At 66.6% G+C, this 24,046-nt stretch carries 22 protein-coding genes; 15 read left to right on the forward strand and 7 right to left on the reverse strand.

Features of this window, described 5'->3' with window-relative positions; genetic code table 11:
* Window positions 1–140: 140 nt before the first annotated feature.
* From RT513_RS14760 to gap, 4 genes are all read right to left on the reverse strand, one after another.
* The gene (locus tag RT513_RS14760; protein WP_290685308.1) at window positions 141–1,112 is read right to left on the reverse strand and encodes a DUF2927 domain-containing protein; all 972 of its coding nucleotides are present in this window, start codon (window positions 1,110–1,112) and stop codon (window positions 141–143) included.
* Window position 1,113: 1 nt separating this feature from the next.
* Entirely contained in the window at window positions 1,114–2,307 is a 1,194-nt protein-coding gene (locus RT513_RS14765; protein ID WP_290685310.1) for a toxic anion resistance protein, read from the reverse strand.
* A 33-nt stretch (window positions 2,308–2,340) separates the two neighbouring features.
* Window positions 2,341–3,243 carry a 5-bromo-4-chloroindolyl phosphate hydrolysis family protein gene (locus tag RT513_RS14770; RefSeq protein WP_290685312.1) on the reverse strand — a complete coding sequence of 301 codons (903 nt, stop codon included), beginning with the start codon at window positions 3,241–3,243 and terminating at the stop codon, window positions 2,341–2,343.
* 285 nt (window positions 3,244–3,528) lie between these two features.
* Entirely contained in the window at window positions 3,529–4,530 is a 1,002-nt protein-coding gene (gap, locus tag RT513_RS14775) for a type I glyceraldehyde-3-phosphate dehydrogenase (RefSeq protein WP_088214950.1), read from the reverse strand.
* Window positions 4,531–4,749: 219 nt separating this feature from the next.
* On the opposite strand from gap, the gene RT513_RS14780 reads away from it, so the two are divergent.
* Window positions 4,750–5,757 carry a DUF808 domain-containing protein gene (locus RT513_RS14780; RefSeq protein ID WP_290685315.1) on the forward strand — a complete coding sequence of 336 codons (1,008 nt, stop codon included), beginning with the start codon at window positions 4,750–4,752 and terminating at the stop codon, window positions 5,755–5,757.
* Window positions 5,758–6,045: 288 nt separating this feature from the next.
* Here the strand turns inward: RT513_RS14780 and tkt are convergent, their stop codons facing one another.
* A complete protein-coding gene (tkt, locus tag RT513_RS14785) occupies window positions 6,046–8,076 on the reverse strand; it encodes a transketolase (protein ID WP_290685317.1) in 2,031 nt (676 codons plus the stop codon).
* A gap of 227 nt (window positions 8,077–8,303) precedes the next feature.
* Here tkt and RT513_RS14790 point away from each other — a divergent pair, with 227 nt between their 5' ends.
* Entirely contained in the window at window positions 8,304–8,765 is a 462-nt protein-coding gene (locus RT513_RS14790) for a hypothetical protein (protein WP_290685319.1), read from the forward strand.
* Window positions 8,758–9,159, forward strand: coding sequence for a cell division protein ZapA (locus RT513_RS14795; protein ID WP_290685321.1), 402 nt, complete (start codon window positions 8,758–8,760; stop codon window positions 9,157–9,159). The genes RT513_RS14790 and RT513_RS14795 overlap by 8 nt, the downstream gene beginning before the upstream one ends.
* Before the next feature lie 28 nt (window positions 9,160–9,187).
* Here RT513_RS14795 and RT513_RS14800 read toward each other — a convergent pair whose 3' ends face one another.
* Complete coding sequence (locus RT513_RS14800; RefSeq protein WP_290685323.1) at window positions 9,188–10,366, reverse strand: FAD-dependent oxidoreductase; 1,179 nt, start codon at window positions 10,364–10,366, stop codon at window positions 9,188–9,190.
* Between the two features lie 105 nt (window positions 10,367–10,471).
* The gene (dksA, locus tag RT513_RS14805) at window positions 10,472–10,894 is read right to left on the reverse strand and encodes an RNA polymerase-binding protein DksA (protein ID WP_035706764.1); all 423 of its coding nucleotides are present in this window, start codon (window positions 10,892–10,894) and stop codon (window positions 10,472–10,474) included.
* Window positions 10,895–11,071: 177 nt separating this feature from the next.
* On the opposite strand from dksA, the gene RT513_RS14810 reads away from it, so the two are divergent.
* The 12 genes from RT513_RS14810 to RT513_RS14865 all read left to right on the forward strand — a co-directional run bounded on the left by RT513_RS14810 (window position 11,072) and on the right by RT513_RS14865 (window position 24,042).
* Window positions 11,072–11,911 carry an AAA family ATPase gene (locus RT513_RS14810; protein WP_290685327.1) on the forward strand — a complete coding sequence of 280 codons (840 nt, stop codon included), beginning with the start codon at window positions 11,072–11,074 and terminating at the stop codon, window positions 11,909–11,911.
* Window positions 11,912–11,920: 9 nt separating this feature from the next.
* Window positions 11,921–12,391 carry a GNAT family N-acetyltransferase gene (locus RT513_RS14815; RefSeq protein WP_290685329.1) on the forward strand — a complete coding sequence of 157 codons (471 nt, stop codon included), beginning with the start codon at window positions 11,921–11,923 and terminating at the stop codon, window positions 12,389–12,391.
* A gap of 84 nt (window positions 12,392–12,475) precedes the next feature.
* Complete coding sequence (locus tag RT513_RS14820) at window positions 12,476–13,861, forward strand: DUF2927 domain-containing protein (protein ID WP_290685331.1); 1,386 nt, start codon at window positions 12,476–12,478, stop codon at window positions 13,859–13,861.
* Between the two features lie 2 nt (window positions 13,862–13,863).
* Window positions 13,864–14,037, forward strand: coding sequence for a hypothetical protein (locus RT513_RS14825; RefSeq protein ID WP_088214958.1), 174 nt, complete (start codon window positions 13,864–13,866; stop codon window positions 14,035–14,037).
* A complete protein-coding gene (locus tag RT513_RS14830) occupies window positions 14,037–15,221 on the forward strand; it encodes a vWA domain-containing protein (RefSeq protein WP_290685334.1) in 1,185 nt (394 codons plus the stop codon). Before RT513_RS14825 ends, RT513_RS14830 begins: the two co-directional genes overlap by 1 nt.
* A gap of 153 nt (window positions 15,222–15,374) precedes the next feature.
* Window positions 15,375–15,542, forward strand: a complete 168-nt coding sequence (locus tag RT513_RS14835) for a hypothetical protein (protein ID WP_290685336.1) — start codon at window positions 15,375–15,377, stop codon at window positions 15,540–15,542.
* Between the two features lie 107 nt (window positions 15,543–15,649).
* Window positions 15,650–16,282 carry a paraquat-inducible protein A gene (locus RT513_RS14840; protein ID WP_290685340.1) on the forward strand — a complete coding sequence of 211 codons (633 nt, stop codon included), beginning with the start codon at window positions 15,650–15,652 and terminating at the stop codon, window positions 16,280–16,282.
* On the forward strand, window positions 16,240–16,944 hold the full coding sequence (locus RT513_RS14845; protein ID WP_409518419.1) for a paraquat-inducible protein A: 705 nt from the start codon (window positions 16,240–16,242) through the stop codon (window positions 16,942–16,944). Before RT513_RS14840 ends, RT513_RS14845 begins: the two co-directional genes overlap by 43 nt.
* Complete coding sequence (locus RT513_RS14850; RefSeq protein WP_290685343.1) at window positions 16,937–19,054, forward strand: MlaD family protein; 2,118 nt, start codon at window positions 16,937–16,939, stop codon at window positions 19,052–19,054. Before RT513_RS14845 ends, RT513_RS14850 begins: the two co-directional genes overlap by 8 nt.
* Window positions 19,055–19,063: 9 nt before the next feature.
* Entirely contained in the window at window positions 19,064–19,624 is a 561-nt protein-coding gene (locus tag RT513_RS14855; RefSeq protein ID WP_290685345.1) for a membrane integrity-associated transporter subunit PqiC, read from the forward strand.
* Between the two features lie 133 nt (window positions 19,625–19,757).
* Window positions 19,758–20,948, forward strand: a complete 1,191-nt coding sequence (locus tag RT513_RS14860; RefSeq protein ID WP_313534131.1) for an efflux RND transporter periplasmic adaptor subunit — start codon at window positions 19,758–19,760, stop codon at window positions 20,946–20,948.
* Window positions 20,929–24,042, forward strand: a complete 3,114-nt coding sequence (locus tag RT513_RS14865) for an efflux RND transporter permease subunit (protein WP_290685351.1) — start codon at window positions 20,929–20,931, stop codon at window positions 24,040–24,042. The genes RT513_RS14860 and RT513_RS14865 overlap by 20 nt, the downstream gene beginning before the upstream one ends.
* The last annotated feature ends 4 nt before the right edge of the window (window positions 24,043–24,046 follow it).

Below are 24,046 nucleotides of genomic sequence, written 5' to 3' on the forward strand. Positions count from 1 at the left end.
AGACCTCGCAGACCTCGCAGACCTCGCAGACCTCGCAGACCTCGCAGACCTCGCAGACCTCGCACCCTTGTCTGAGGCGCTGGTCCGGGAGCGCCAGCCGGCAAGGTTTGACGGGACGTTGGCGCTTCAGACTTGGGGCTTCAGACCGAGGTTTCTCCCATCAGCTCCCGCGCGATCTCCTCTACTATGGGGCGGGCTTCCTCCGGGGTCATTCCGGGTTGCAGCCGTGGGTCGTAGAGGATGCGCAGCATCAATTCATCCTGCCGGGTCAGCAGGGCAAATTCCTCGTCATCGTTGAAGATCGACGGCCGCGCCTGCGGGCTGTCGTTCACAAGCCCCATGGCCTGCGCCAGCTCCTCATGCACGCAGGAGCGGCGGAGGAGGTCGGGATGCTCCGCGCGGATCAGTGCAATGGCCTGACGGTAGGTGGACTGACCGCGTTCGGAAAACGCATAGGCGAAGCAGAAGGTCGCGCGGTCCAGATCGGTGACGGAGCGGATATCGGCGGCGCCGATCCCCGGAACCAGACGGGCAAGGCGTTCGCCCATGGCGCGGCGCTCATCCTCGTTCACGATGAACACGTGGAAATTCGCATGTTCCGGCCGGGTCATCGTCAGCGGCACGCCGGTGAGCAGCGACAGGCGCATGGCATAGCCCGCGACCATCGTGCCATCCCGATCCCGCTGCGGTTGCGGAACGGAGGCGCCGAACTCGACGCTCATGCGGATGGGCTTGTCCCAGCGGCGAAGCACGCTCGGCGTGACGCGGGCCACGCGGGTGCCGCCCGGCAACGTGGTGTATTCATCGTAAAGGGCGATGCGGATGAAATTCTCCGCCAGAATCCGCGCGTCGAACGGGGTGTCCACACCGCCGCCATCCATCCGCATCAGGCCCTGCGAGAGCAGGTCATTCTGGACGCGGGCGTAATATTGCACCAGCGCCTCGCTTTCCGCGCTTCGCGATGGAACGGCTGCGGGAGCCTCCGCGGGGCGCGGCTTCGGACGTTCATGCGCCTGCGGGGCGGTCACGACATCCGAAGGCGGCTTTGCACAGGCGGCGAGCAGGAGGAGGAGCGCCGGGAGAAGCCCGCGGCGCAGCAGGGAAGCCAGCATTTCAACCCTTCGGAACCGCGCCGCCCGCCGTGGCGCCGAGACCGTCGCCCCGCGCCTTGGCGGAGGAGAGCGTCTCGCGCAGTTCGATTTCCATCTTCTCCAGATCGGCCTCTGCCGCGGCGCGCTTGGCCTTGCCGTCATCGGCGATCTGAAGGCTTTCGTTGATGGTGGCGATCAGTTCCGCATTGGCCTTCTTCACCGCCTCGATGTCAAAGACGCCGCGCTCCATCTCCGTGCGGACGACCTTGTTGGCCTCGCGCAGGTTCTCCGCATTCTTGGTCAGCAGTTCGTTGGTGAGGTCGTTGGCTTCCTTCACCGCTGTCGCCGCCTCGCGCGAGCGCTGGATGGTCACCGCCTGCGCAAGCTGGGTTTCCCAAAGCGGCACGGTGTTGACGAGGGTGGAGTTGATCTTGGTTACCAGAGACTTGTCATTCTCCTGCACCAGCCGGATGGAGGGGAGGGACTGCATCGTCACCTGACGGGTCAGTTTCAGGTCATGCACCCGGCGTTCCAGATCGTCCCGCGCGGCGCGCAGATCGCGCAGATCCTGCGCGCGGAGCACCTTATGATCCTCCGCCGCCTCCTCCACCCGCCGTTCGGCGGCGGGAACGTCGGTCGCGTCGATCTCCGCCAGCTTGGCTTCCCCCGCCGCGATATAGAGCGCCAGTTCGTCGTAGAATGTCAGCGTGCGTTCATAGAGGATGTCGAGCGACTTGATGTCCTTCAGCAGCTTGTGCTCATGCGTCAGCAACTGGTCCGTCACGCGGTCGATCTGGCCCTGCACGTCCTCATACCGGGCGACGAACTTGGCGAAGGGGGTAGCGCGGCCCATCAGCTTTTCCCACCAGCTCCGCTCCCGGCGCATGTCGAGTTCGGAGACGGAGAAGCCGCGGATCGTGGTCACGATCTCCCGCAGGCTGTCACCCGCGGGGCCGACATCCTTGTTGCGGACATCGGCCAGCATGGACTGGCTGATCTCCTGCAACCCGGCCTGCGCGCGGGAGCCGAAGCCGATGATCGACTGGGTGTTCGACATGTCGAGTTCGGCCATGCGCTTGCGGATCTGCTCCTGCAGCTCCGGCCGGGCCTGTTCGAGCGCGGGAACCTCCGGCGCGGGCGGGGGGAGCGTCACCTCCACCACGTCGTTCAGTTCCTTCTGCGTGTCGGTCGCCTGACGGCGGACGCTTTCGGCCATGTGCTTCTCCCTCGTCAGTCTGTTGATATCGCTTCAGTCGGTCTTGACGCCTTCACGCTGAAGCCGCTCCCGCAGAACGTCGATCTCCACGTCGAGATCGGTCCTGTCGTTGAGGAGCAGATCCTGCGTCCGGCTGGAAAAATTGGTCTCCAGATCGTCCAGCAATGCCTCATAGGCCGCGCGGGCGGAGGGGTCGCGGTTCTGGGCATAGAGGTCGGCGAACTTGACGGTCGCGTCCCGCGCGCCCAGCAGATAGACGCCGAGGTAACGGCGCGAGCCCGTCAGGTCGCGGGGGTCGGCCTCCACCCGGCGGAACATGGCGCGGGCGGTATCGGCGAAACGGTCCACCCGCGCTTCCAGCCGCCGGTCGCCCGCGCGCTTGATCGCGTCCTTCATGTCGCGGAGATGGCTCTCCGCCTCGTCCACGGCGCGGGCGACGCGGTCGCCCTCGAACCGGTCGATGCCGGTCATGCCCTTGTCGCGCATGGGATCGGGGCCGAAGGCGAAGAAGTGCAGCGCAAAGCCCAGCACCGCGTAGATCACCGGGTTGACGAGGCTCCCCCCCGGCACATAGCCGCCGAGGAACAGCCCCGCCGCCGTCAGCACGCTGCCGAAGAGCTTGCGCGGGATGGCGGGACGGCGGGCGATGTTGCGGGCCTCATACGCCTCCTCCGCCACCAGACCCTGATGGGTGAGCCAGGCGGCAAGTTCCAGCACCCCGAAAGCGGCAAGGCCAAGGGCCATGCCCACCGGCTCCTTGCCGAACGCGGTGAGCAGGAACAGGACGGGGGCGAGGAAGAGGAAATTCGCCCGACCGCCCGCCCGCCGCCTGCGGCGGCGCGGGGGGATGGTGCGGGATGGGGCGGAACCTTCGGAACGGGGCGTGTCAGAGCCGTCGCCACCGGGGCTGTAAGGGCCGCGATACCGTTCCGCCATCAAGCAGGCCCCGCGCCTGCCGTGGCCACATAGAACATGAGCGCCACCAGCAGGAAGAAGGCGATTCTGCGCAGCCCGTCCTTGCCCATTGCGGTCCTTGCCGTAGCCCCGAAAAACGCTCGTCTGGAGAGGATAGGCCAGCGGCTGCCATATTTCCAGTGTTCTGGCAGAGTTTCCGGGACTGAGGTCAGAAAGTCCGCACCTCCCGGGCGGGATCATGCGTCCGCAACGGCAAAGGCCCGCCGCGATGCGCGACGGGCCTCTTTTCAGTCGGTTAGCGAAAGGTCAGATCAGCCGGCCCATGGCCGCCGCGACATCGGCCATCCGGCAGGAGAAGCCCCATTCGTTGTCATACCACGCCAGCACCCGCACGGTGCGCTTGCCCACCACCTTGGTCTGATCCGGCGCGAAGATGGAGGAATATTCGGTGTGGTTGAAGTCGATGGAGACCTTCATCTCCGGGTCATAGGCGAGCACGCGGCCGATGGGGCCCTGAACGGCCTCACGGACGATCTCGTTCACATCCTCGACCGTCACATCCTTCTTCGCCTCGAAGGTCAGGTCAACGCAGGAGACGTTGGGCGTCGGCACGCGGAGGGCGGTGCCGTCGAGCCGGCCGGCGAGATCGGGCAGAACCTCTCCGATGGCTTTCGCCGCGCCGGTGGAGGTGGGGATGATCGCCATGGCAGCGGCCCGCGCGCGGTAGAGATCCTTGTGGCGGCGGTCCAGCGTCGGCTGATCGCCGGTATAGGAGTGGATGGTGGTCATGATGCCGCGCTCGATGCCGATGGCATCGTTCAGCACTTTCGCCACCGGGGCGAGGCAGTTCGTCGTGCAGGAGCCGTTGGAGACGACGAGATCCTTCGTCGTCAGCACGCCGTCGTTCACGCCGAAGACGATGGTCCGGTCGGCCTTTTTCGCCGGGGCGGAGACGAGCACCCGCTTCGCCCCCCGCTCCAGATGCACGGCGGCCTTGTCACGGTCGTTGAACTTGCCGGAGCATTCGAGCACCACGTCCACGCCCGTCCAGTCCAGCTCCTCCGGGTTATAGGTGGACATCACCTCGATCGGGCCCTGGCCCAGATCCAGCGTGTCACCCTCCACCTTCACCAGACCGGGGAAGCGGCCGTGGACGCTGTCATAACGGATCAGGTGCGCGGCGGTGTCGATCGGTCCGGTCGCGTTCATCCTCACGACCTTCACATCGTTGCGCGCGCTCTGCGCGAGGTGGGACAATGTGCAGCGGCCGATGCGACCGAAACCGTTGATGCCGAGGGTGATCGTCATGGAGTGCTCCGTCGCGGGGAATGGGGATCGTCCGAAAGTATCGGGATTGCGCACCAATATAGGCTTGATCGGCTCAACCGAAAAGTCGAAACCCGCGATACTCCAATATGTTAGCGCAATCTTTGAAAGTTAGCGCAAACGCTTGCGCCAACAGCGGGACACCCTTGCGACATTCCGTCGCGACGCTAGTTTTGCCCCGACACGAGGAGCGGATTCAAGATGAGTGGATTGCTGGCACTGCTGGATGACGTGGCGGCTATCGCCAAGGTGGCCGCGGCTTCGCTGGACGATGTGACCGGGCAGGCGGCAAAGGCGGGCGCCAAGGCCGCGGGCGCGGTGATCGACGACGCCGCGGTCACGCCGAAATACGTGCAGGGCTTTGCGCCCCGGCGGGAACTGCCCATCGTGGGCAAGATCGCCATGGGGTCGCTCGTCAACAAGCTGGTGATCCTGCTGCCGCTGGCGCTCCTGCTGTCCACATTCGCGCCCTGGGCGATCACGCCGCTGCTCATGCTGGGCGGGGCCTATCTGTGTTTCGAGGGGGCGGAGAAGGTCCACCACTGGCTGTTCCCCTCCGAGGATCATGGCACGGAGGCCGCGGTTTCTGTCGCGGCGGGCGAGGAAGGCGCGCGCCTGCTGGAGGAAGTGCGGGTGAAAGGCGCAATCAAGACCGACTTCATCCTGTCGGCGGAGATCATGACCATCGCGCTTGCCGCCATTCCGCCGGAGAGCCTGTGGATGGAAGCGCTGATTCTCGCCATCGTCGGCATCATGATCACCGCCGTGGTCTATGGCGGCGTGGCGATCATCGTGAAGATGGATGACATCGGCCTGTCGCTGAGCCGCTACAAGGGGTTCACGGGCGCCTCGGGCATCGTCCGGGCGCTGGGGCGCGGGCTGGTCAGGGGAATGCCGGTCTTCATGAAGCTTTTGACCATCGTCGGCACTGCGGCGATGATCTGGGTGGGTGGCTCCATCGTCATTCACGGGCTGGAGAGCTTCGGGCTCGGCGTGATCGGGCATGAGATCGAGGATATGGCCGATGCCGCCGCCGATGCGGTGGAGGAGACGGGGACGCTTCACAGCGCGACGCACTGGATCGTCACGGCGTTCTTCGACGGGATCTTCGGGCTGGCGCTGGGGTTCGTGCTGATCCCGCTGGCGAAATATGTGATCACGCCGCTGGCGGGACTGTTCCGCAAGACCGCGCCGGAGGCGGGTCATTGATCTGTGAACACGGTGATCTGGGGAGGAGGGCGGCCTGGGGAGGACGGCAACCTGGGCAGGATAGCGACTTGGGCAGGGCGATGGCCTGAGGAGGCCGCCACCTGAGGAGGCCGCCACCTGAGGAGGACGGTGACCTGGGCAGGGCGGTGGCCTGAGGAGGCCGCCACCTGAGGAGGATGGCGACCTGAGGAGGACCTTGGCCTGAGGATGAAGGCGACCTGAGGACGGCGCGCCGTCGATGCGGCTATGGTGAAGGGCCGATCCGCGGCGGGACCGGCCCCCGGGGCCTTAGCTGTTGCGGCCAAGCAGGGCGCGCGTCTGCGCCGCCACGTTTTCGGCGGTGATGCCGAACTCCTGATACAGCCGTTCCGCCGGTGCGGAGGCGCCGAAGCCGGTCATGCCGACGAAGGCGGCCTTGCCGTCGCGCCCGCGTTCGCCGATCAGCCAGCGATCCCAGCCGAAGCCGGTCGCCGCTTCCACCGCCACGCGGACGGGGCCTGCGGGCAGCACCTTGCGGCGATAGGCCTCCGGCTGCTGGGCGAACAGTTCCGCACAGGGCATGGAGACGACGCGGGTGCCGATGCCTTCGGCCTCCAGCGCCTCCCGCGCGGCGAGCGCGATCTCCACCTCCGAACCGGTGGCGATCAGGATGGCCTGACGCTTGCCCGTGGCTTCCCGCAGGATATAAGCGCCCTGCTGGGTCAGGTTCTTCGCGGTGAAGTCGGTCCGCACCGTCGGCAGGTTCTGGCGGGAGAGGACGAGCACCGTCGGCGTCGCCTTCTGGTTCAGCGCGATCTCCCACGCCTCCGCCGTCTCCACCGTATCGGCGGGACGGATGGTCAGCGTGTTGGGCGTCGCGCGGCAGATCGCCAGATGCTCGACCGGCTGGTGCGTCGGGCCGTCCTCGCCCAGACCGATGGAATCGTGGGTCATCACATAGACGACCGGGAGACCCATCAGCGCCGAAAGCCGCATGGCCCCCCGCGCATAGTCGGTGAAGGCGAAGAAGGTGCCGCCATAGGGACGGAACCCGCCGTGAAGCTGGATGCCGTTCATCGCCGCCGCCATGCCGTGCTCACGGATGCCGTAGTGGATGTAGCGGCCCTTGCGGTTCTCCGGCGAGAAGATGCCCAGATCGGCCGTCTTGGTGTTGTTGGAGCCGGTGAGGTCGGCGGAACCGCCGAGCATCTCCGGGACCGCGGGGTTCAGCACCTCCAGCACCATCTCCGACGATTTCCGCGTCGCGACCTTGGGCTTCGACTCCGCCGCCTGCCTTTTCAGCCCCCGGATGAGGCCTGCGACCTTTGCCGGCAGCTCCCCGGAGAGTGCCCGGTCGAAGCTGGTCCTGCGGCCGGAGGGCAGGGCGGCGATGCGGCTCTCCCACTCCTGCCGGTCGGCGGAGCCGCGCAGGCCCGCTTCGCGCCAGCTTGCACGGATATCGTCCGGGATGTCGAAAGCCGCGTGGTTCCAGCCGTAAATCTCCCGCACGGCGGCGATTTCATCCGGGCCGAGCGGCGAGCCATGCGCGCCGGCCGTGTCCTGTTTCTTCGGGCTGCCGAAGCCGATATGCGTCTTGCAGTCGATGAAGACCGGCTGCTCGGAGCGCTTGGCCTCCGTCAGCGCGGCGTCTATCGCCGCCGGGTCGTGCCCGTCGCAGTGCAGCACCGTCCAGCCAGAGGCCGCGAAGCGCGCCCGCTGATCGGTGATGTCGGAGAGGGAGACCTTGCCGTCGATGGAGATGCCGTTGTTGTCCCACAGCACGATGAGCTTCGAGAGCTTCTGCATCCCCGCGAGGCCGATGGCCTCCTGGCTGATGCCCTCCATCAGGCAGCCGTCGCCCGCGATGACATAGGTGTGGTGATCCACCGCCTTCGCGCCGAAACGGGCGCGGAGTGCCTCCTCCGCGATGGCGAAGCCCACGGCGTTGCCCAGCCCCTGACCCAGCGGGCCGGTGGTCGTCTCCACCCCCTTCACATGGCCGTATTCCGGGTGTCCGGCCGTCTTGGCCCCCCATTGGCGGAAGTTGCGGATCTCCTCGATCGTCACTTCCTCGTAGCCCAGCAGGTGGAGGAGCGCGTAGATCAGCATCGAGCCGTGGCCCGCCGAGAGGATGAACCGGTCGCGGTCCGCCCAGTCAGGGTGCGAGGCGTCGAACTTCATGTGCCGGGTGAACAGCACCGTGGCCACGTCGGCCATGCCCATCGGCATGCCGGGGTGGCCGGAATTTGCCGCTTGAACCGCGTCCATTGCCAGAGCGCGGACCGCGGCCGCCTGCTGCCAGTGTTCGGGATAGCGGTCGCGGAGCGTTGCGATATCCATGCGCTTTCCTTTCGCAGGGCCGCCGGAAATCGGTCCTTCCCGCGGCGGTTTCCGGGGCGTGATAGCAGCCTGTCGCCCAAGTTCAAGGCTGCGAAGGCCCGCCGATGATCGTCAGGGCGCAGATGCGGCCTTGAACCGGCTGCCGCTTTGGTCGAAGTTTGTCGGCGAAGGTACCGCGGCACCATGGAAACGCATCGGAGCGACAGTCGCAGCCTAACGGGGGGGCCATGAACGAGATCGCCGATCTGGAAAGACGGATCACGACCGCGCTGGAACGTCTGCGGCGGGGAATGGACGGCATTCCCGCCCCCGGTATGGATGGCGATGGCGCGCTCCGCGCCGCCCTTGTGGCGGAGGAGGAGCGCAACCGTACGCTGGAAGCGCGGGCCGGCGCGATTCGTTCGGAGCAGGAGGCTCTGGTCGCCGAGCTGGAGCGGCGGGTTGCCGATCTGGCGGGGGCGCTCGACCTCGCGACGGAGGAAATGGGGCGGCTTCGCAATGTGAACGCCGCACTCTCCGAGGCGATGCGCGAGCTGCGCGAGGCCCGTGACCCGGAGGCGGGCGTGCTGAACCGCGCTCTGCTGGCCGAGGCGGAGGAACTCCGCAGCCGTCGTGCGGCGGATCTTGCACAAGTGGAGCAAATCCTGGAAGAACTGCGTCCTCTGATCGGAGAGCCAACTGATGCCTGAAGTGACTGTTTCGATCGGCGGCCGTGAATTCGCCGTCGCATGTCAGGAGGGGCAGGAGTCCTTCGTGCAAACCGCGGCGGCGCTTCTGGACGATCAGGCGCAGGTGCTGGTCCAGCAGAGCGCGCGCATCCCGGAGCCCCGGCTTCTGCTGATGGCGGGGCTCATGCTCGCCGACCGCACGGCGGGGCTGGAGGAGCGGCTGCGTCTCGCCGAAATGCGCGCGGCGGAGGCGGAGTCGGCGCTGGAGGAGGCGCTCTCTCGGCCGGCGCCGGAGCCTGCGCGGATCGAGGTGCCGGTGATACCGGAGATCGTGATCGACACGCTTTCGGAAATCGCGGCGCGGGCGGAGGCGCTGGCGGGCGAGCTGGAAGACCGGATCAGGCGGGCCTCCTGACCCCCCGCCGGGGCCTGCTCACGTCCCGTCAGGTCCGGCAGGCCGCGACGGGATCGTAGCGGTAGATCCAGTCGAATCGGCCGATGGCGGCCGATGGCGCCAGCGTACCGCCTACCCGCAGGACCATATGCGCCGCCTGCCGGGATGCGCCCGTCAGGTGGTAGTTGCGCGCATTCGCATTCGCCGCCGCGACGAGACGGGCGACCCGCGCGCGGCGGAGACGCACGAAATCGGCGAATCCCTGTTCCGCATCCGGTGCGGCGGCAAGCGCTGCTGCGATCAGCCACGCATCCTCCAGCGCCATGTTCGCCCCCTGGGCAAGGAACGGCAGGGTGGGATGGGCGGCGTCACCGATGACGATGGCCGCGCCCCGGTGCCAGTGCTGCACGAGACCGTGGCGGAACAGCCCCCAGAGATGCACCTCGTCAACCTCCGCGAGCAGGCTGCGCACGGGCGCTGCGAATCCAGCAAAGGCGGCGCGGAGGTTGGCGGGATCGTCCACCGCCCGCCAGTCCTCCGCCGCCCATGCGGCACGCTCCTCCACCGCGACGATGTTCAGCAGGCCGCGGGGCAGAGGATAGGTCACCAGATGCCGCCCCGGCCCGGTATGGACCCGTGCGACCGGCTCCGCCTCTCCCTGCACGACGGCGCGCCAGGCGACCTGACCGGTGAAGAAGGGCTGGGTGCCGTCCTCCCCCTCCACCGCGGTCCGCACGGGCGAATGGATGCCGTCGGCGCCGATGAGGAGATGGGCCTCATGGGTTTCGCCGCCGGCAAGGCTCAGGCGCACGGTCTGGCCCGTCACATCGGCGGCCAGAACGCGTGTCTTCAGGCGGAGAGTGACGCCCGCCTCCCGGATCGCGTCGAAAAGGAGGGCGATGAGATCGGGCCTGCGGACGAAGCGGTGCGGCTCCTCCGGTCTGAGCCGGGCGAGGTCGAGCCGGATCACGCGCCGCCCGGTCGGGCCGTCCACGATCTCCACCCCGCGGGAGCGGAGCGACAGGGTGGAGAGCTGCTCTCCGAGGCCAAGGGCTTCCAGCACGCGGGCGCCGTTGGGGGTGATCTGGAAACCGGCTCCGAACTCTCGCACCGCTTCAGCCTGTTCGAGCACGGTTACCCGGGCACCCTGGCGCGAAAGCGCCAGCGCCGCCGCCAGCCCCGCAACGCCCGCGCCGACCACCGTGATCTCCCGGCCGTTCAGCTCCATCCTATCGCCTCCAAAACGAAACACCGGAGGCCGCCGCCGCCGGTGTTTCCAGTCGTGTCTCCGGGAGGCGCCCATACGGCAATCGGCCGGGCGGGCGCCAGAGGCTCAGTCGTCGCGGTGAACCCGCTCGCGGCGTTCGTGGCGTTCCTGCGCTTCAAGGCTGAGCGTTGCGATGGGGCGGGCATCGAGCCGCTTGAGGGAGATGGGCTCTCCGGTTTCCTCGCAATAGCCGTATTCGCCGTTGTCGATACGCCGCAGCGCAGCATCGATCTTGGACACGAGTTTGCGCTGCCGGTCACGGGTGCGAAGCTCCAGCGCGCGGTCTGTCTCCTCGCTGGCACGGTCTGCGATGTCGGGGATATTGCGGGTGCTGTCCTGAAGACCTTCGATCGTTTCCCGGCTTTCCGAGAGCAGGTCATTCTTCCACGCAATCAATTTTCTGCGAAAATATTCGAGCTGTCGCTCATTCATGAATGGTTCGTCTTCTGCGGGTCGATAGTCTTCGGGTAGAAAGACTTCTGCCTTCATGTCAGCCCCCTTGGTCAGACCGGGCCGTGCACTGGGTTCGCTTATCGGCATACAGGCACTCCTTGGGAGGGTGCATTACCGCAAGATGTAGCACCTGTCACTAGCTTTGATCCTGCACTTGCAGCGAAGATGGCGCGTGTTACCCTCATGCCAGCATCAGGAAGATCGGCGGGCAGGATGAAGTTTCTCGGCACTCAGGATTACGTGGCGACGGAGGATCTGACGATCGCCGTGAACGCGGCGGTGGCACTCGAACGGCCGTTGCTGGTGAAGGGGGAACCGGGGACGGGCAAGACCGAACTGGCCCGTCAGGTGGCGACGGGCCTGGGCCTGCCGATGATCGAATGGAACGTGAAATCCACCACTCGCGCGCAGCAGGGCCTATACGAATATGATGCGGTGAGCCGGCTGCGGGACAGCCAGCTTGGCGACGAGCGGGTGCGGGACGTGGGCAACTACATCCGCAAGGGGAAGCTGTGGCAGGCGTTCGACGCCCCCGGAAAGGTCGTCCTGCTGATCGACGAGATCGACAAGGCCGACATCGAATTCCCGAACGATCTGCTTCAGGAACTCGACCGGATGGAGTTCCATGTCTACGAAACGGGGGAGACGGTGCGGGCCATCCATCGCCCGATTGTGATCATCACCTCCAACAACGAGAAGGAATTGCCGGACGCTTTCCTGCGCCGGTGCTTCTTCCACTACATCCGTTTCCCGGATGCGGAGACGATGCGGCGAATCGTGGCCGTGCATTTTCCCGATCTGAAGGAAGATCTGCTCGCGGCCGCGCTGACCCGATTCTATGAAATCCGCGAACAGCCCGGCCTGAAGAAGAAGCCCTCCACCTCCGAGGTGCTGGATTGGCTGAAGCTGTTGCTGGCGGAGGACATGACCGCGGAGGATCTGCGCAAGGATTCGCGCAGCCTGTTGCCAAAGCTTCACGGCGCGCTTCTGAAGAACGAGCAGGATGTTCACCTGTTCGAGAGGCTGGCCTTCATGGCCCGCGGACAACGCTGAGGGATGGGAATGACGACGATCATGGCTGAGCAGGATCAGACGGTGGAGCTTCGGCCGCTTCGGGCCTCGGATGAGGCAGAATGGCGCAGGCTGTGGACGCTGTATCTGGAATTCTACGAAAGTTCAGTATCTGAGGAGGTTTACGAGACGACCTTCAAGCGGCTTCTGAGCGACGATACCACCACGTTCCGCGCCTTGGTCGCGGACAAGGGGGATGGGCTGCTGGGGCTGGTTCACTATGTCTTTCACCCGCATTGCTGGCGGGTGGAGCAGGTGTGCTACCTTCAGGACCTGTTCGTGGACAAGGCTGCGCGGGGAACCGGGCTGGGCCGCGCGCTCATCGAGGCGGTCTATGCCGCGGCAGACCGGGAAGGGGCGCCGCATGTCTATTGGCTGACCCAGGAGTTCAACACGACTGCGCGACAGCTATATGACCGAATTGGCAAGGTGACGCCGTTCATCAAATACAATAGATTTTGAACTAAGCGACACGGAGAACCCACAAAACCCGGGCAAAGTGTCGCGGGGCCGCAAGCGGCCCTCGACCAACAGCCCGGAGGCCGCATGTTCAAACACTTTCCCTTCCGTCCCGGTTCCATCGCGCTCGCGATGGGGTTGGCGCTTTCCGCCTGCGGGCAGGTCAGGGATCAGCCCACCCGCCTCGCCGCGCCTGTGACAGCGCTTCCCGCCATGAAAGCGTTTGGGGTGGAACGGATCGACCCACCGCGCCGCGCCAATGCGGACATGGTGGATGATTTTCTGGAACTGTCGTTCGAGATGGAAAGCGGGCGGGCGCTGCCGGTGCTGACCCGGTTCGAAGGCCCGGTGACGCTGGCGCTGACCGGCCCGGTCCCGCCGAGCGCGTCGGACGAGGTGGACAAGCTCCTGACCCGGTTCCGGCGCGAGGCGCATATAGACATCACCCGCGTCTCGGATCCCGCCGCCGCAAGGATCGTGGTCGAGTTCGTCCCGCAAAGCAGGCTCCGCAACGCCGCCCCCGACGCGGCCTGCTTCGTGGCCCCCAACGTGACAGGCTGGAGCGATTATCTGAGCGCGCGCCGCACCGACCGGGCGGACTGGACGAAACTTACCACGCGCACGCGGGCCGGGGTGTTCATCCCCGCGGACGCCAGCCCGCAGGAGATCCGCGACTGTCTGCATGAGGAAACCGCGCAGGCCATGGGGCCGCTGAACGACCTCTACCGCCTGCCGGACAGCGTGTTCAACGACGACAACTTCCACGGTGCGCTGACCGGCTTCGACATGCTGATGCTGCGCACCTACTACGCGCCCGAGCTGTCCAGCGGCATGACGCGGGCGGAGGTGGCGGAGCGGCTGCCGAAGATCATCGACCGGCTGAACCCGCCGGGCCGGAACGTCGCCCGCAAGCCGGCCGGCCCCACCACCGCCGACTGGCGCGACGCGATCAACACGGCGCTGAGCAGCGGTTCGGCGGAAACGCGGGCCAATGCCGCGCGCCGGGCCGTCACTATCGCGCAGCGGAACGGCTGGGTGGATGCGCGGCTGGCCTTCAGCCATTTCACCTATGCGCGCACCGCCATGGCGGTCGACCCGGAGGCGGCGGTGACCAGCCTGATGTCTGCCCGCAGGCTTTATGAAGGGCTGCCGTCCTGCGCCACGCACAAGGCGCATGTGGACATGCAGCTCGCCGCCTTTGCCCTGACCTCCGGCGATGCGCAGGAGACGCTGCGGCTGGTGGAGCCGGAGTTGCAGGAGGCGAAGAGGTGGCAAAATGCCGCGCTGCTCTCCACCCTGCTGATGATGAAGGCGGAGGCGCTGGACAGGCTCGGGCGCGGAGAGGAGGCGGGCGCGGTCCGGCTCGACAGCCTCGCCTGGGCGCGTTACGGCTTCGGGGCCGATGAGGCGGTCAGGGCACGCCTGTCCGAGATCTCGGCGCTCGGCCCGGTGAGCGGGCGCAAGAAGGGGTGAGGATGCTCTACGTTCTGCTCGGGACGGTGGTTGGCGCCGTCGTCGGCGGTTTCCGCGCACGGGCGCGGGGAGGCAACGGCTTCGACATCGCGCAATATGCCGCAGTTCACGCGCTGATCGGCGGGGTGCTGATGGTGTTCGTTACCATCTGGCTGCTGCGGCAGGGGGCGGGCTGATGTTCCTGCCCTTCTTCGAGAAGCTGCGCGGCGCGGGCATTCCGGTAAGTCTCCGGGAATATCTGGCTTTTCTGGAAGGGCTTCACGCCGATCTGGTGATCTATGACGTGGAGGGGTTCTATTACCTCGCCCGCACGGTGATGGTGAAGGACGAGCGGCATCTGGACCGTTTCGACCGTGCCTTTGCCCAGACCTTCGCCGGGCTGGAGCAGATTTCCGTGGGCCAGGTGCTGGAGGCGCTGTCGTTGCCGCCCGACTGGCTGGAGAAACGCGCGGAGAAGCTGCTGACCCCCGAGGAACGTGCCCAGATCGAGGCGATGGGCGGATTCGAGAAGCTGATGGAGACGCTCCGCCAGCGGTTGAAGGAGCAGGAGGGCCGCCATCAGGGGGGCTCCAAATGGGTGGGAACGGCGGGCACCTCGCCCTTCGGCGCCTATGGCTACAACCCCGAGGGCGTCCGCATCGGGCAGGAGGAGAGCCGCCATCAACGCGCCGTGAAGGTCTGGGACAAGCGGGAATTCCGCAATCTCGACGACACGGTGGAGATCGGCACCCGCAACATCAAGGTCGCGTTGAAGCGGCTCCGCCGCTGGGCGCGGGACGGGGCGGAGGAGGAACTGGACCTCGACGGGACCATCAGGGCCACGGCGGAGCACGGCTATCTCGATGTGCAGACCCGGCCGGAGCGCCGCAATGCCGTGAAGCTCTTGCTGTTCTTCGACGTTGGCGGCTCCATGGATCCGCATGTGAAGCTGGTGGAGGAGCTTTTCTCCGCCGCGCGGGCGGAATTCAAGCATCTCGAATATTATTATTTCCACAACTGCCTTTACGAAGGCGTCTGGCGGGAAAACCGCCGCCGGTGGGACGAGCAGCTTCCGACCGAGGAGGTCCTGCGGACCTACGGGGCCGACTACAAGTGCATCTTCGTGGGCGACGCCGCGATGTCGCCCTATGAGGTCACCCATCCGGGTGGCGCCAATGAGCACTGGAACCCGGAGCCGGGAGAGGTCTGGCTGCATCGTGCGCGCCTGCAATGGCCGTCCAACATCTGGCTGAACCCGGTGCCGGAAGCGCACTGGCGGCACGCGCATTCGACCACCCTGATCCGTAAAATTTTCGATGATCGGATGTTCCCGCTGACCCTTGAAGGATTATCGCGTGGAATCAAGGAATTGGCACGGTGACGGCGGCAGCCTGAACAAAACGTGTAAATTTCTCCGCTTTAGGTTGATTGAGCGGATGTCCCTCGTACATTAAATAGAATTAGGCAGAATATCGCCGATGCGGGTAAAGGCCCGTGACTTCTTGATGGGGATGTCGAAGCAAGGAATAGGCCAATGCCGATCTTCGTGATTCTGGGCTGTTCGATGGGTGTTCTCTCTGCGGGAGCGTCGCTTGTCGGGGGATATGGATTGCTGGTTGCGGCACTGTCCTATTTTGGTTTCGGCTTTCTCGGAATGCTCGCCGGCATGGTGTTCGGCGCGCTCCGCACGCGGACCGGCTGACATGGGGAAGTGATATCGGGGGCTGACTGTGCCGCATTCACTCCACCTAGGGTGAAGAGCCGCGTTCCACCATTGAAAGACGGCGCACTCCGCTACATGCTCGCCGCATGACCTCCGCCCCGCTGACCCCGGCTTCCAGTCTCATCGTTTGCCCCTATTGCGACGCGCTGCATGAGCTGGCGCCCGTCGCGCCGGGCGCGCGTGCGCTGTGCCGGCGTTGCGGTTCCACACTGATCCGCAACCGGCCGGGCGCGCCGCTTCTGGTTTCCGTGCTGTCCATTACGTCGCTCATTCTCATGAGCGGCGGCGTGTTCTTTCCGTTTCTGGGCGTATCCAGCTACGGGATGAGCAATGAAAGCTCGGTCTTCGGGGCGGCGCTGGCCTTTCACGGAGATCTGCGGCCGCTGTCCTTTGCCGTGCTTCTGATGATCGTCCTGCTGCCCGTCACCCGCTGCATCGCGCTTGTCTATACGCTGCTTCCGCTCGCGCTCGGTCGCCCGCCGCTCCGCCACGCCGTTCGGGTGTTCCGAGTGGCGGAGCGGCTGCGCCCCTGGTCCATGGTGGAGGTTTTCGTGATCGGCACCGCCGTGGCGCTGGTCAAGGTCGCGGGACTGGCCAATATCACACTGGGGCCGGCTTTCTGGGCCTTTGCCGCGATGATCTTCACCGTGGCCATCGCCGATGGCTATATCAACAGATGGTCCATATGGTCGGCGCTGGAAACACGGAACGGATCCTGACTGCCGATGAGGCAGGGCTGGTCGGCTGCAGGATGTGCTGCCGCGCCTGGCCCAAGGGACAGGAGCGCTGCGGCCTGTGCGGCAGCCGTCTGCACAGCCCCGATACGGCGAGCCTGCAATGGGTCTGGGCCTGGTTGATTGCCGGGCTGGTCTTCTACATCCCTGCAAACCTGTTTCCGATGCTTTACACGGACACGCTGATCTACAGTTCCGGCGCGACGATCCTGGGCGGTGTGATAGAATTTTTCCAGTATGGCGATTATTTCGTCGCCTCGGTGATCTTCATCGCGAGCATCCTGATCCCGATCTGCAAATTCGCGGTCATCGCCTTTCTTGCCGTCAGCGTGCAACGCGGGCAGGCGGGGGGCGTGCGATACCAGCATGTCTATGAGGTGGTGGATTTCATCGGGCGCTGGTCGATGATCGATGTCTTCGTGGTGGCGATCCTGTCGGCGCTGGTGCAGCTGGGTTTCGTCGCCTCCATCCATCCGGGAACGGCAGCGGCGGCCTTTGCCTTGAGCGTCGCCTTTACCATGGTGTCCGCGCATAGTTTTGACAGCCGGCTTGTCTGGCGCAAGGCGCGGAAATCTGGCAGGAATTCCATGACCGGCCCCAAGGGCCAGCCCCCCGGAACGACCGAACAGGTGTTTCTCCATGACTGATCAAGGCACCGGCCGGGGCGAGGGCTCCGACGGCCCCGCGTCTCTTGACCAACGCCCCACGCGGGAGCCGTTCTGGCGGCGCATCGCCTGGATCTGGATCGTGCCGCTCGTGGCGCTGCTCGTGACGCTGGGGATCGCATGGCGCGCCTACAGCGAGCGGGGCGTGCTGATCGAGGTGTCCTTTGCCAATGCCACCGGGGTGATACCGGGGCAGACGGCGCTCCGCTTCCGCGACGTGGATGTGGGGGTGGTGGAATCCACCGGCTTCAGCGACGATCTTTCGCATGTCGTGCTCCGTATCCGGGTGCATCGCGACATCGCGCCCTTCGTTGACAAGGATGCGCGGTTCTGGATCGTGCGGCCCGAGGTTTCGGCCCAGGGCATTTCGCGGCTGGATACGGTGATTTCCGGGGTATTCGTCGAAGGATTCTGGGACTCGCATGCCGATGGGCCACCCGTCTATGAATTCACCGGGCTGGAGCAGATGCCGCCCGGCATCCTCAACGGGCCGGGGACGACCGTCACCCTCCGCGTCGCGGACCCGCGCGGACTGGCCGAAGGGGCTCCGGTGCTCTACCGCGGCATCACGGTCGGGCATCTGCAGAACATCCGCCTCGCGCCGACGGGGGATACGGTGCTGGTGGATGCCTTCGTTTCCGAACCGCATGACAGGCTCCTTACGACGGCGAGCGTCTTCTGGGACACCTCCGGCTTTTCCGTCTCCGTCGGGCCGAGCGGGGTGAACCTGAATGTCTCCAGCCTTGCCGCACTGGTGCAGGGAGGCGTGGAGTTCACCACACCGATCTCCGGCGGGGGGGTAAGCCGTTCGGGGCAGGAATACCGGCTGTTCCCCAGCGAAAGCACGGCGCGCGACAGCCTGTTCACCAAATCCGAAGGGACGCGGATCGAGGTCTCCGTCCTGCTCGACAGTTCCGTCCGGGGGCTGACGCAGGGGGCGGCGGTGCATTACGAGGCGCTTCCCGTCGGCGAAGTCACCAACCTTGCCGTGCAGATCGACCGCGCGCCGGACGGGTCGGAGGAGGTGCGCCAGCGCGTCATCCTCTCCCTGGTGCCGGAGCGCATGGGCCTGCCGCCCGATACCACGCCGGAGGGAATGTACGAGTTTCTGGATGAGCAGATCGCGCAGGGACTGCGCGCGCGGGCCGTCGGCACGGGTTTCCTCGGCAACACGATGATCATGGAACTGGCGCGGGTTGAGGGTGCGGAGGGCGGCGCGCTGGACCGTGCCGCGCAGCCGTTCCCGGCGATCCCCAGCGCGCCCGCCGATCTGAGCGACGTGACCACCACTGCGGAGGGGCTGCTCACCCGGCTCGGCAACCTGCCGATCGAGCAGCTGATCGAGGCCGCCACCGGCCTGATGAACTCCGCCACCGCCTTCATGATGAGCGACGATCTCCGCCAGACGCCAGCCGCTGCGCGCGACCTGCTGGATCAGGCGCGGGCGCTGCTCGGCTCGGAGGAAATGCGCAGCGCCCCCGCCGCGGTGCGGGAGCTGGTCGGCGAAGTGCAGGGGCTGGTGGCCGACCTGCGCACCCAAGGGATTGGCGACAAGGTGGGCATCGCGCTCGACGAAACCGCGCGCGCCGCCGCCATGGTGACGGAGGTGGGAGAGGGGGTGCCGGACCTGGTGAACCGGCTCCAGACGCTGACCGATCAGGTGGCCGCGCTCAACTATCAGGAACTGGGTGACCGTATGAGCGGCTTGCTTGCCCGGTTGGAGGAGGTCGCGGGGCAGGAGGGCACGCAGGCGTTGCCCGCGCAGCTTGGCGCGACGCTGAATGAGCTTGCCGGACTTCTGCAGACGCTGCGGGACGGCGGCGCTGTGGAGACGCTGAACCGCACACTGCAAAGCGCGCAGGCCGCCGCCGACGGTGTGGCGCGCGCCTCCGATCAGCTGCCCGCGATCAGCCAGCGGCTCGACGCGGTGGTGCGAAATCTCGACGGGCTGATCCAGACGTATGGCGCCCGCTCCAGCTTCAGCACCGAGACGCTGAGCGCGCTACGCGAACTTCGCCGCGCGGCCTCCGCCATAGGCTCGCTGGCGCAGACCATCGAACGCAATCCCAGCTCCATCCTCACCGGCCGCTAAGGAGGTATCATGCGCCTGAAACCCGTTCTGCTGGTGGGGCTTGCCGCGCTCGCCGCCTGTTCCAAACCCGAGGATACGGCGCGATTCACGCTGGAGCCGCCACCGCTGACGGCCACGGTTCCGAACCGCATCGGACGGGTGGAGGTGCGGGACGTGCAGCTTCCCGACTATGCCTCCGGGCAGGAGATCGGCTGGCAGACGGCGGATGGCGCGGTGCGCAGCAATCCGCAGAACATCTGGGCCGATACGCCGCAACGCGCCGTGACGCGGACGCTCGCCCGGCAGATAGAGGCCGCCAGCGGCGCCACCGCCATCGCCGAGCCGTGGCCCTTCGCCGAACCGCCCGCCCGGCGGCTGGAGGTCCGGGTGTCGCGGATGCTGGCGGGGGCGGATGGGCTGTTCCGCTTGTCGGGGCAGTATTTCGTCTCGCCCGCCGGGTTCTCCGGCAGCGATCAGCAGCGCAGTTTCGACATCACCGTTCCGCTCGCCGGTGAGGGGCCGGCCGCGATCGCGGCGGCGCAGGCGCGCGCCATCCAGATCCTCGCGACCCGGATCGCGCAGCTTTCCTGAGGCCGGGTGCCTCATCCTGAGGCAAATGTCCCGGCACACCATTAGTTTATGTCGCACGAGATTGCACTCTGTGCGAAGAATCGGGAAGACAGGGAAGGGTCAGACCCTTCTTCCCGCCATCAGGAAAGCGCGCATGAAAACGAGCCGTCAGATCGCCACCGCGCTGGTGCTTGCCCTTGCAGGTGCGGCGGCGTGGGCGCGGCTGGATCCGGGGGCGCATGCGCGGCTGGAGCCGCTGGGGCTGGGGTGGCTTGCGGGCGCGCCGGCTGCGGAACATCAGGCCGACCTGCCCATGGGCATCCCGTCGGTGGTGGCGGAGCCGGTGCGGCTGGCCGCCGTCGCCGACCAGATGACCGCCATCGGCGATGGCCGCGCCTTCCGCTCCGTCACGCTCCGGCCGGAAGTGTCGGGCCGTGTGGTCGCGGTGCCCGTCGCCTCCGGCGTGCGCGTCGCGGCGGGAGAGGTCATCCTGTCACTGGATGATGAGGTGCAGCGGATCGCGCTGGAACGGGCGCGGCTGGTGCGGGAGGATGCGCAGACCGCGCTGGAGCGGATCGAGCGGCTGCATGCCAGCGGCACGACCAATGAAATACAGCTCATCGCCGCCCGGCTGACGGTGGAGACGGCGGAACTTGAACTGCGGGACGCGGCACATGCGCTGGAGCAGCGCACGATCCGCGCGCCGATCGCCGGTCATGTGGGGCTGCTGGATCTCGACATCGGCGATCAGGTCAGCTCTGCCACGGACATCACGGTGATCGACGACCGGAGCCGGATTCTGGTGGAATTCCGCATGCCCGAGCGGTTTGCGGGCCGTGTGCGGGCGGGCGATGCGCTGACCGCGACCACGCTCTCCGTCATGGGGGCGGAGGCGGCGGAGGGCAGGGTTCACGCCATCGACAACCGGGTTGATCCCGCCTCCCGCAGCTTCCGCGTGCAGGGAGAGATCGGCAATGAGGACGACCGTTTCCGCTCCGGCATGGCCTTCCGCATAGACATGCGGTTTCCGGGAGAGGACCTGCCTGCGGTGCCGCCGCTCGCGGTGCAATGGAACGCAGCGGGCTCCTATGTCTGGGTGGTGCGCGGCAACGTGGTGGAGCGCGTGGCCATCCGCATCCTGCAGCGCGATGCGGACAGGGTGCTGGTGCAGGCCGCGCTCGTCCCCGGCGATCTGGTGGTGAGCGAGGGCTCGCAGACGCTGCGCCCCGGGCAGCAGGTGCATATTGCGCCGCCCGATGCGCCGACCACGGCGGCCTCCCGCGTTCCGGCGGGCACGGCGCCCGCAACCGAGACGCGGAGGGCCGATGGCGGACGCGACATCTGAGGCCCATTCCGGCGTCGCGCTGTTCATCCGGCGCCCGGTTCTCGCCTTCGTTCTGAATGCGCTGATCGTGCTGGCGGGGCTGGCCGCGCTTTTCGCCGTGGAGGTGCGGGAGCTTCCCTCCGTGGACCGTCCCGTGCTGACCGTCACCACGCGCTTTCCCTCCGCCTCCGCCCAGACCATCGACCGGGAGGTGACGGCGGAGATCGAGGGCGCGGCGGGCCGGGTGCCCGGTGTTTCCTCCATCTCCTCCACCTCCCGTTTCGGGCAGAGCCGCGTGACGGTGGAGTTCAATCAGGACGTCAACATCGACGTTGCGGCCTCCGATACGCGGGACGCGATCTCCCGCATCCGCAACAACCTGCCCGATGATGTGGAGGAGCCGCAGATCGTCAAGGCGGATGCGGATTCCGACCCGGTGATGCGGCTGGCCGTGCTCTCCGACACCCGCCAGATCGACGACCTGACGCGGCTTGTCGATGACGCGGTGGAGGATCAGCTCATCTCCGCGCCCGGCGTGGCCGACCTGCAGATCAGCGGCGACCGGGATCAGGTGTTCCGCATCGACATCGACCAGATGCAGCTTTCCGCCCGGGGCCTGACGCTGGCCGACATACGCAGCGCGGTCGGCAATGCCTCGCTCGATGCGCCCGCGGGCACGCTGCGGGCTGCGGCGCAGACGCTGGTCGTGCGCACCACTGCCCCGGTGACCACGCCGGAGGAGTTCGAGGCGCTGGAGCTGAAGGGGAACGTGCGGCTGGGCGATGTGGCGCGAGTGACGCTTGGCCCCGACATCGCCAATTCGGAGCTTCGCGTCGATGGCCAGCGCGGCATCGGCATCGGCATCATCCGGCAGGCACAGAGCAACACGCTCATCATTTCGGAGGAGATCACCCGCATCGTCGCGGGGCTGAACCGGACCCTGCCGCCCGATGTGCGCATCGTCATCACGCAGGACAGCGCCTCCTTCATAGAGGGCGCGATCCATGAGGTGCAGATCGCCCTGATCCTGACGGTGCTGATCGTGGTCGGGATCATCTACCTGTTCCTTAGGGACTGGCGCGCGACGATGATCCCCGCCATCGCGATGCCCGTGGCGCTGATCGGCACGGTTGCGGCGATCTGGATCATGGGGTTTTCCATCAACATCCTGACATTGCTCGCCATCGTGCTGGCGACGGGGCTGGTGGTGGATGATGCCATCGTGGTGCTGGAGAACATTGTCCGCCGCAGGCAGGAGGGGCTCGGCCCCCGGGCGGCGGCAGTGCTCGGCACGCGGCAGGTGTTCTTCGCCGTGATCGCGACGACGCTGACACTGGCCGCCGTGTTCGTGCCGATCTCCTTCCTGCCGGGCCAGACCGGCGGGCTGTTCCGGGAGTTCGGCTTCACGCTTGCCGTTTCCATCCTGCTGTCTTCCATCGTGGCTCTGACATTGTGTCCCGTCATGGCGAGCCGCCTTCCACAGACTGACATGAAAGAGGCGGAAGGCGGGAGAATATGGCATATGTTTCAAGGTGCTTATGACCGGACGTTGAAGTCTTGTCTGAACGCACCGGTTGTGGTGTTGACGGTGGCGGCGCTGTTCGGCTTTCTGGCCTTCCTCCTCTGGGGCCAGTTGCGGCAGGAGCTTACGCCGGAGGAGGATCGCGCAACGGTGATCCTCTCCGTCTGGGCGCCGCAGGGGGTCTCGCTCGACTTCACCGCCGCGAAGGTGGGGGAGATCGAGGATGCGCTGGCCCCGCTTCGCGCCGCGGGCGAGGTGCTTCACAGCTACGGCATCATCGGCGCGGCCAGTTCCCAGAACCGCGCCTTCATGGTGCTGACGCTTGCGCCCTGGGGGGAGCGGCAGCGGAGCCAGTCGGAGATCCTCGCCGATCTGACGGAGCGGATGCGCGCCATCATCGGCGTGCGCATTTTCACCAACCAGCCGAACTCGCTCGGCATCCGGGGGGCGGGTCAGGGTTTGCGCTTCGCCCTGCTCGGGCCGACATATGAGGAACTGGCCAAGGTCGCCGCACAGCTCGCGGAACGGATGGAGCAGGATCCCGGCTTCGGTCAGGTGCGGCTGGGCTACGAGACAACCGATCCGCAGCTGTTCATCGAGGTGGACCGCGACAGGGCGAGCGACCTTGGCGTGCCGATCGACGGGCTGGGCGAGGCGTTGCAGGCGATGCTGGACGGGCGCACGGTGGGCACCGTCTTCATCGCCGACCGGAGCTTCGACATCAAGCTCGTGTCCACCGCCGATCCTGTCGATGACCCCTCCGATCTGGAGCGGATCTTCGTGCGGACCTCCAGCGGCGACATGGTTCCGGTATCGACCTTCGTCACCATGACGGAGCGGGCCGTGGCCCCCAATCTCGGGCGGGAGGACCGGCTCCGCTCGGTGGAGATCGCCGCGAACCTGACCCCGGAGAAGAGCCTCGGGGCGGCGTGGGAAGAAGTCCGCGCCCTCTCCGCCGAGACGTTGCCTGAGACGATGCGGGTCATCCCGCTGGCGGAGGCTGCGACGCTGGGGGAGACCTGGGCCGGGCTCATCACCACGTTCGGCTTCGCCCTGCTGATCGTGCTCCTGGTGCTCGCCGCGCAGTTCGAGAGCTTCGTCTCGGCGGTGATCGTGATGGCGACCGTGCCGCTCGGGCTGGCCTGCGCCGTGTTCGCCATGCTGCTCACCGGCACGTCGCTCAACGTCTATAGCCAGATCGGCCTGGTCCTGCTTGTGGGGATCATGGCGAAGAACGGGATTCTCATCGTCGAATTCGCCAACAGTCTGCGCGACAAGGGCCGGGACGTGCGCTCCGCCGTGGAGGAGGCCTGTTCCATCCGCCTCCGGCCGGTGGTGATGACCATGGCTGCGACCGTGCTGGGCGGCGTGCCGCTGGTGCTTGCCTCCGGCGCGGGGGCGGAGGCGCGGGCGGCGCTCGGCTGGATCATCGTGGGCGGGCTGGGGCTTGCCATGGTGACGACGCTTTATCTCACGCCGGTGGTCTATCTGCTGCTCGCCGGGTTCTCGCCCGCGAAGGCGGAGGAGGAGGCGCGGCTCGTGCGCGAACTCGCCGCAGCGGCTGAGACTGCAGCGGCCAAGACTGCGGGCTAGGGCC

Origin of the sequence: Haematobacter sp. (genome assembly GCF_032102465.1) — a bacterium.
Classification (GTDB): domain Bacteria; phylum Pseudomonadota; class Alphaproteobacteria; order Rhodobacterales; family Rhodobacteraceae; genus Haematobacter.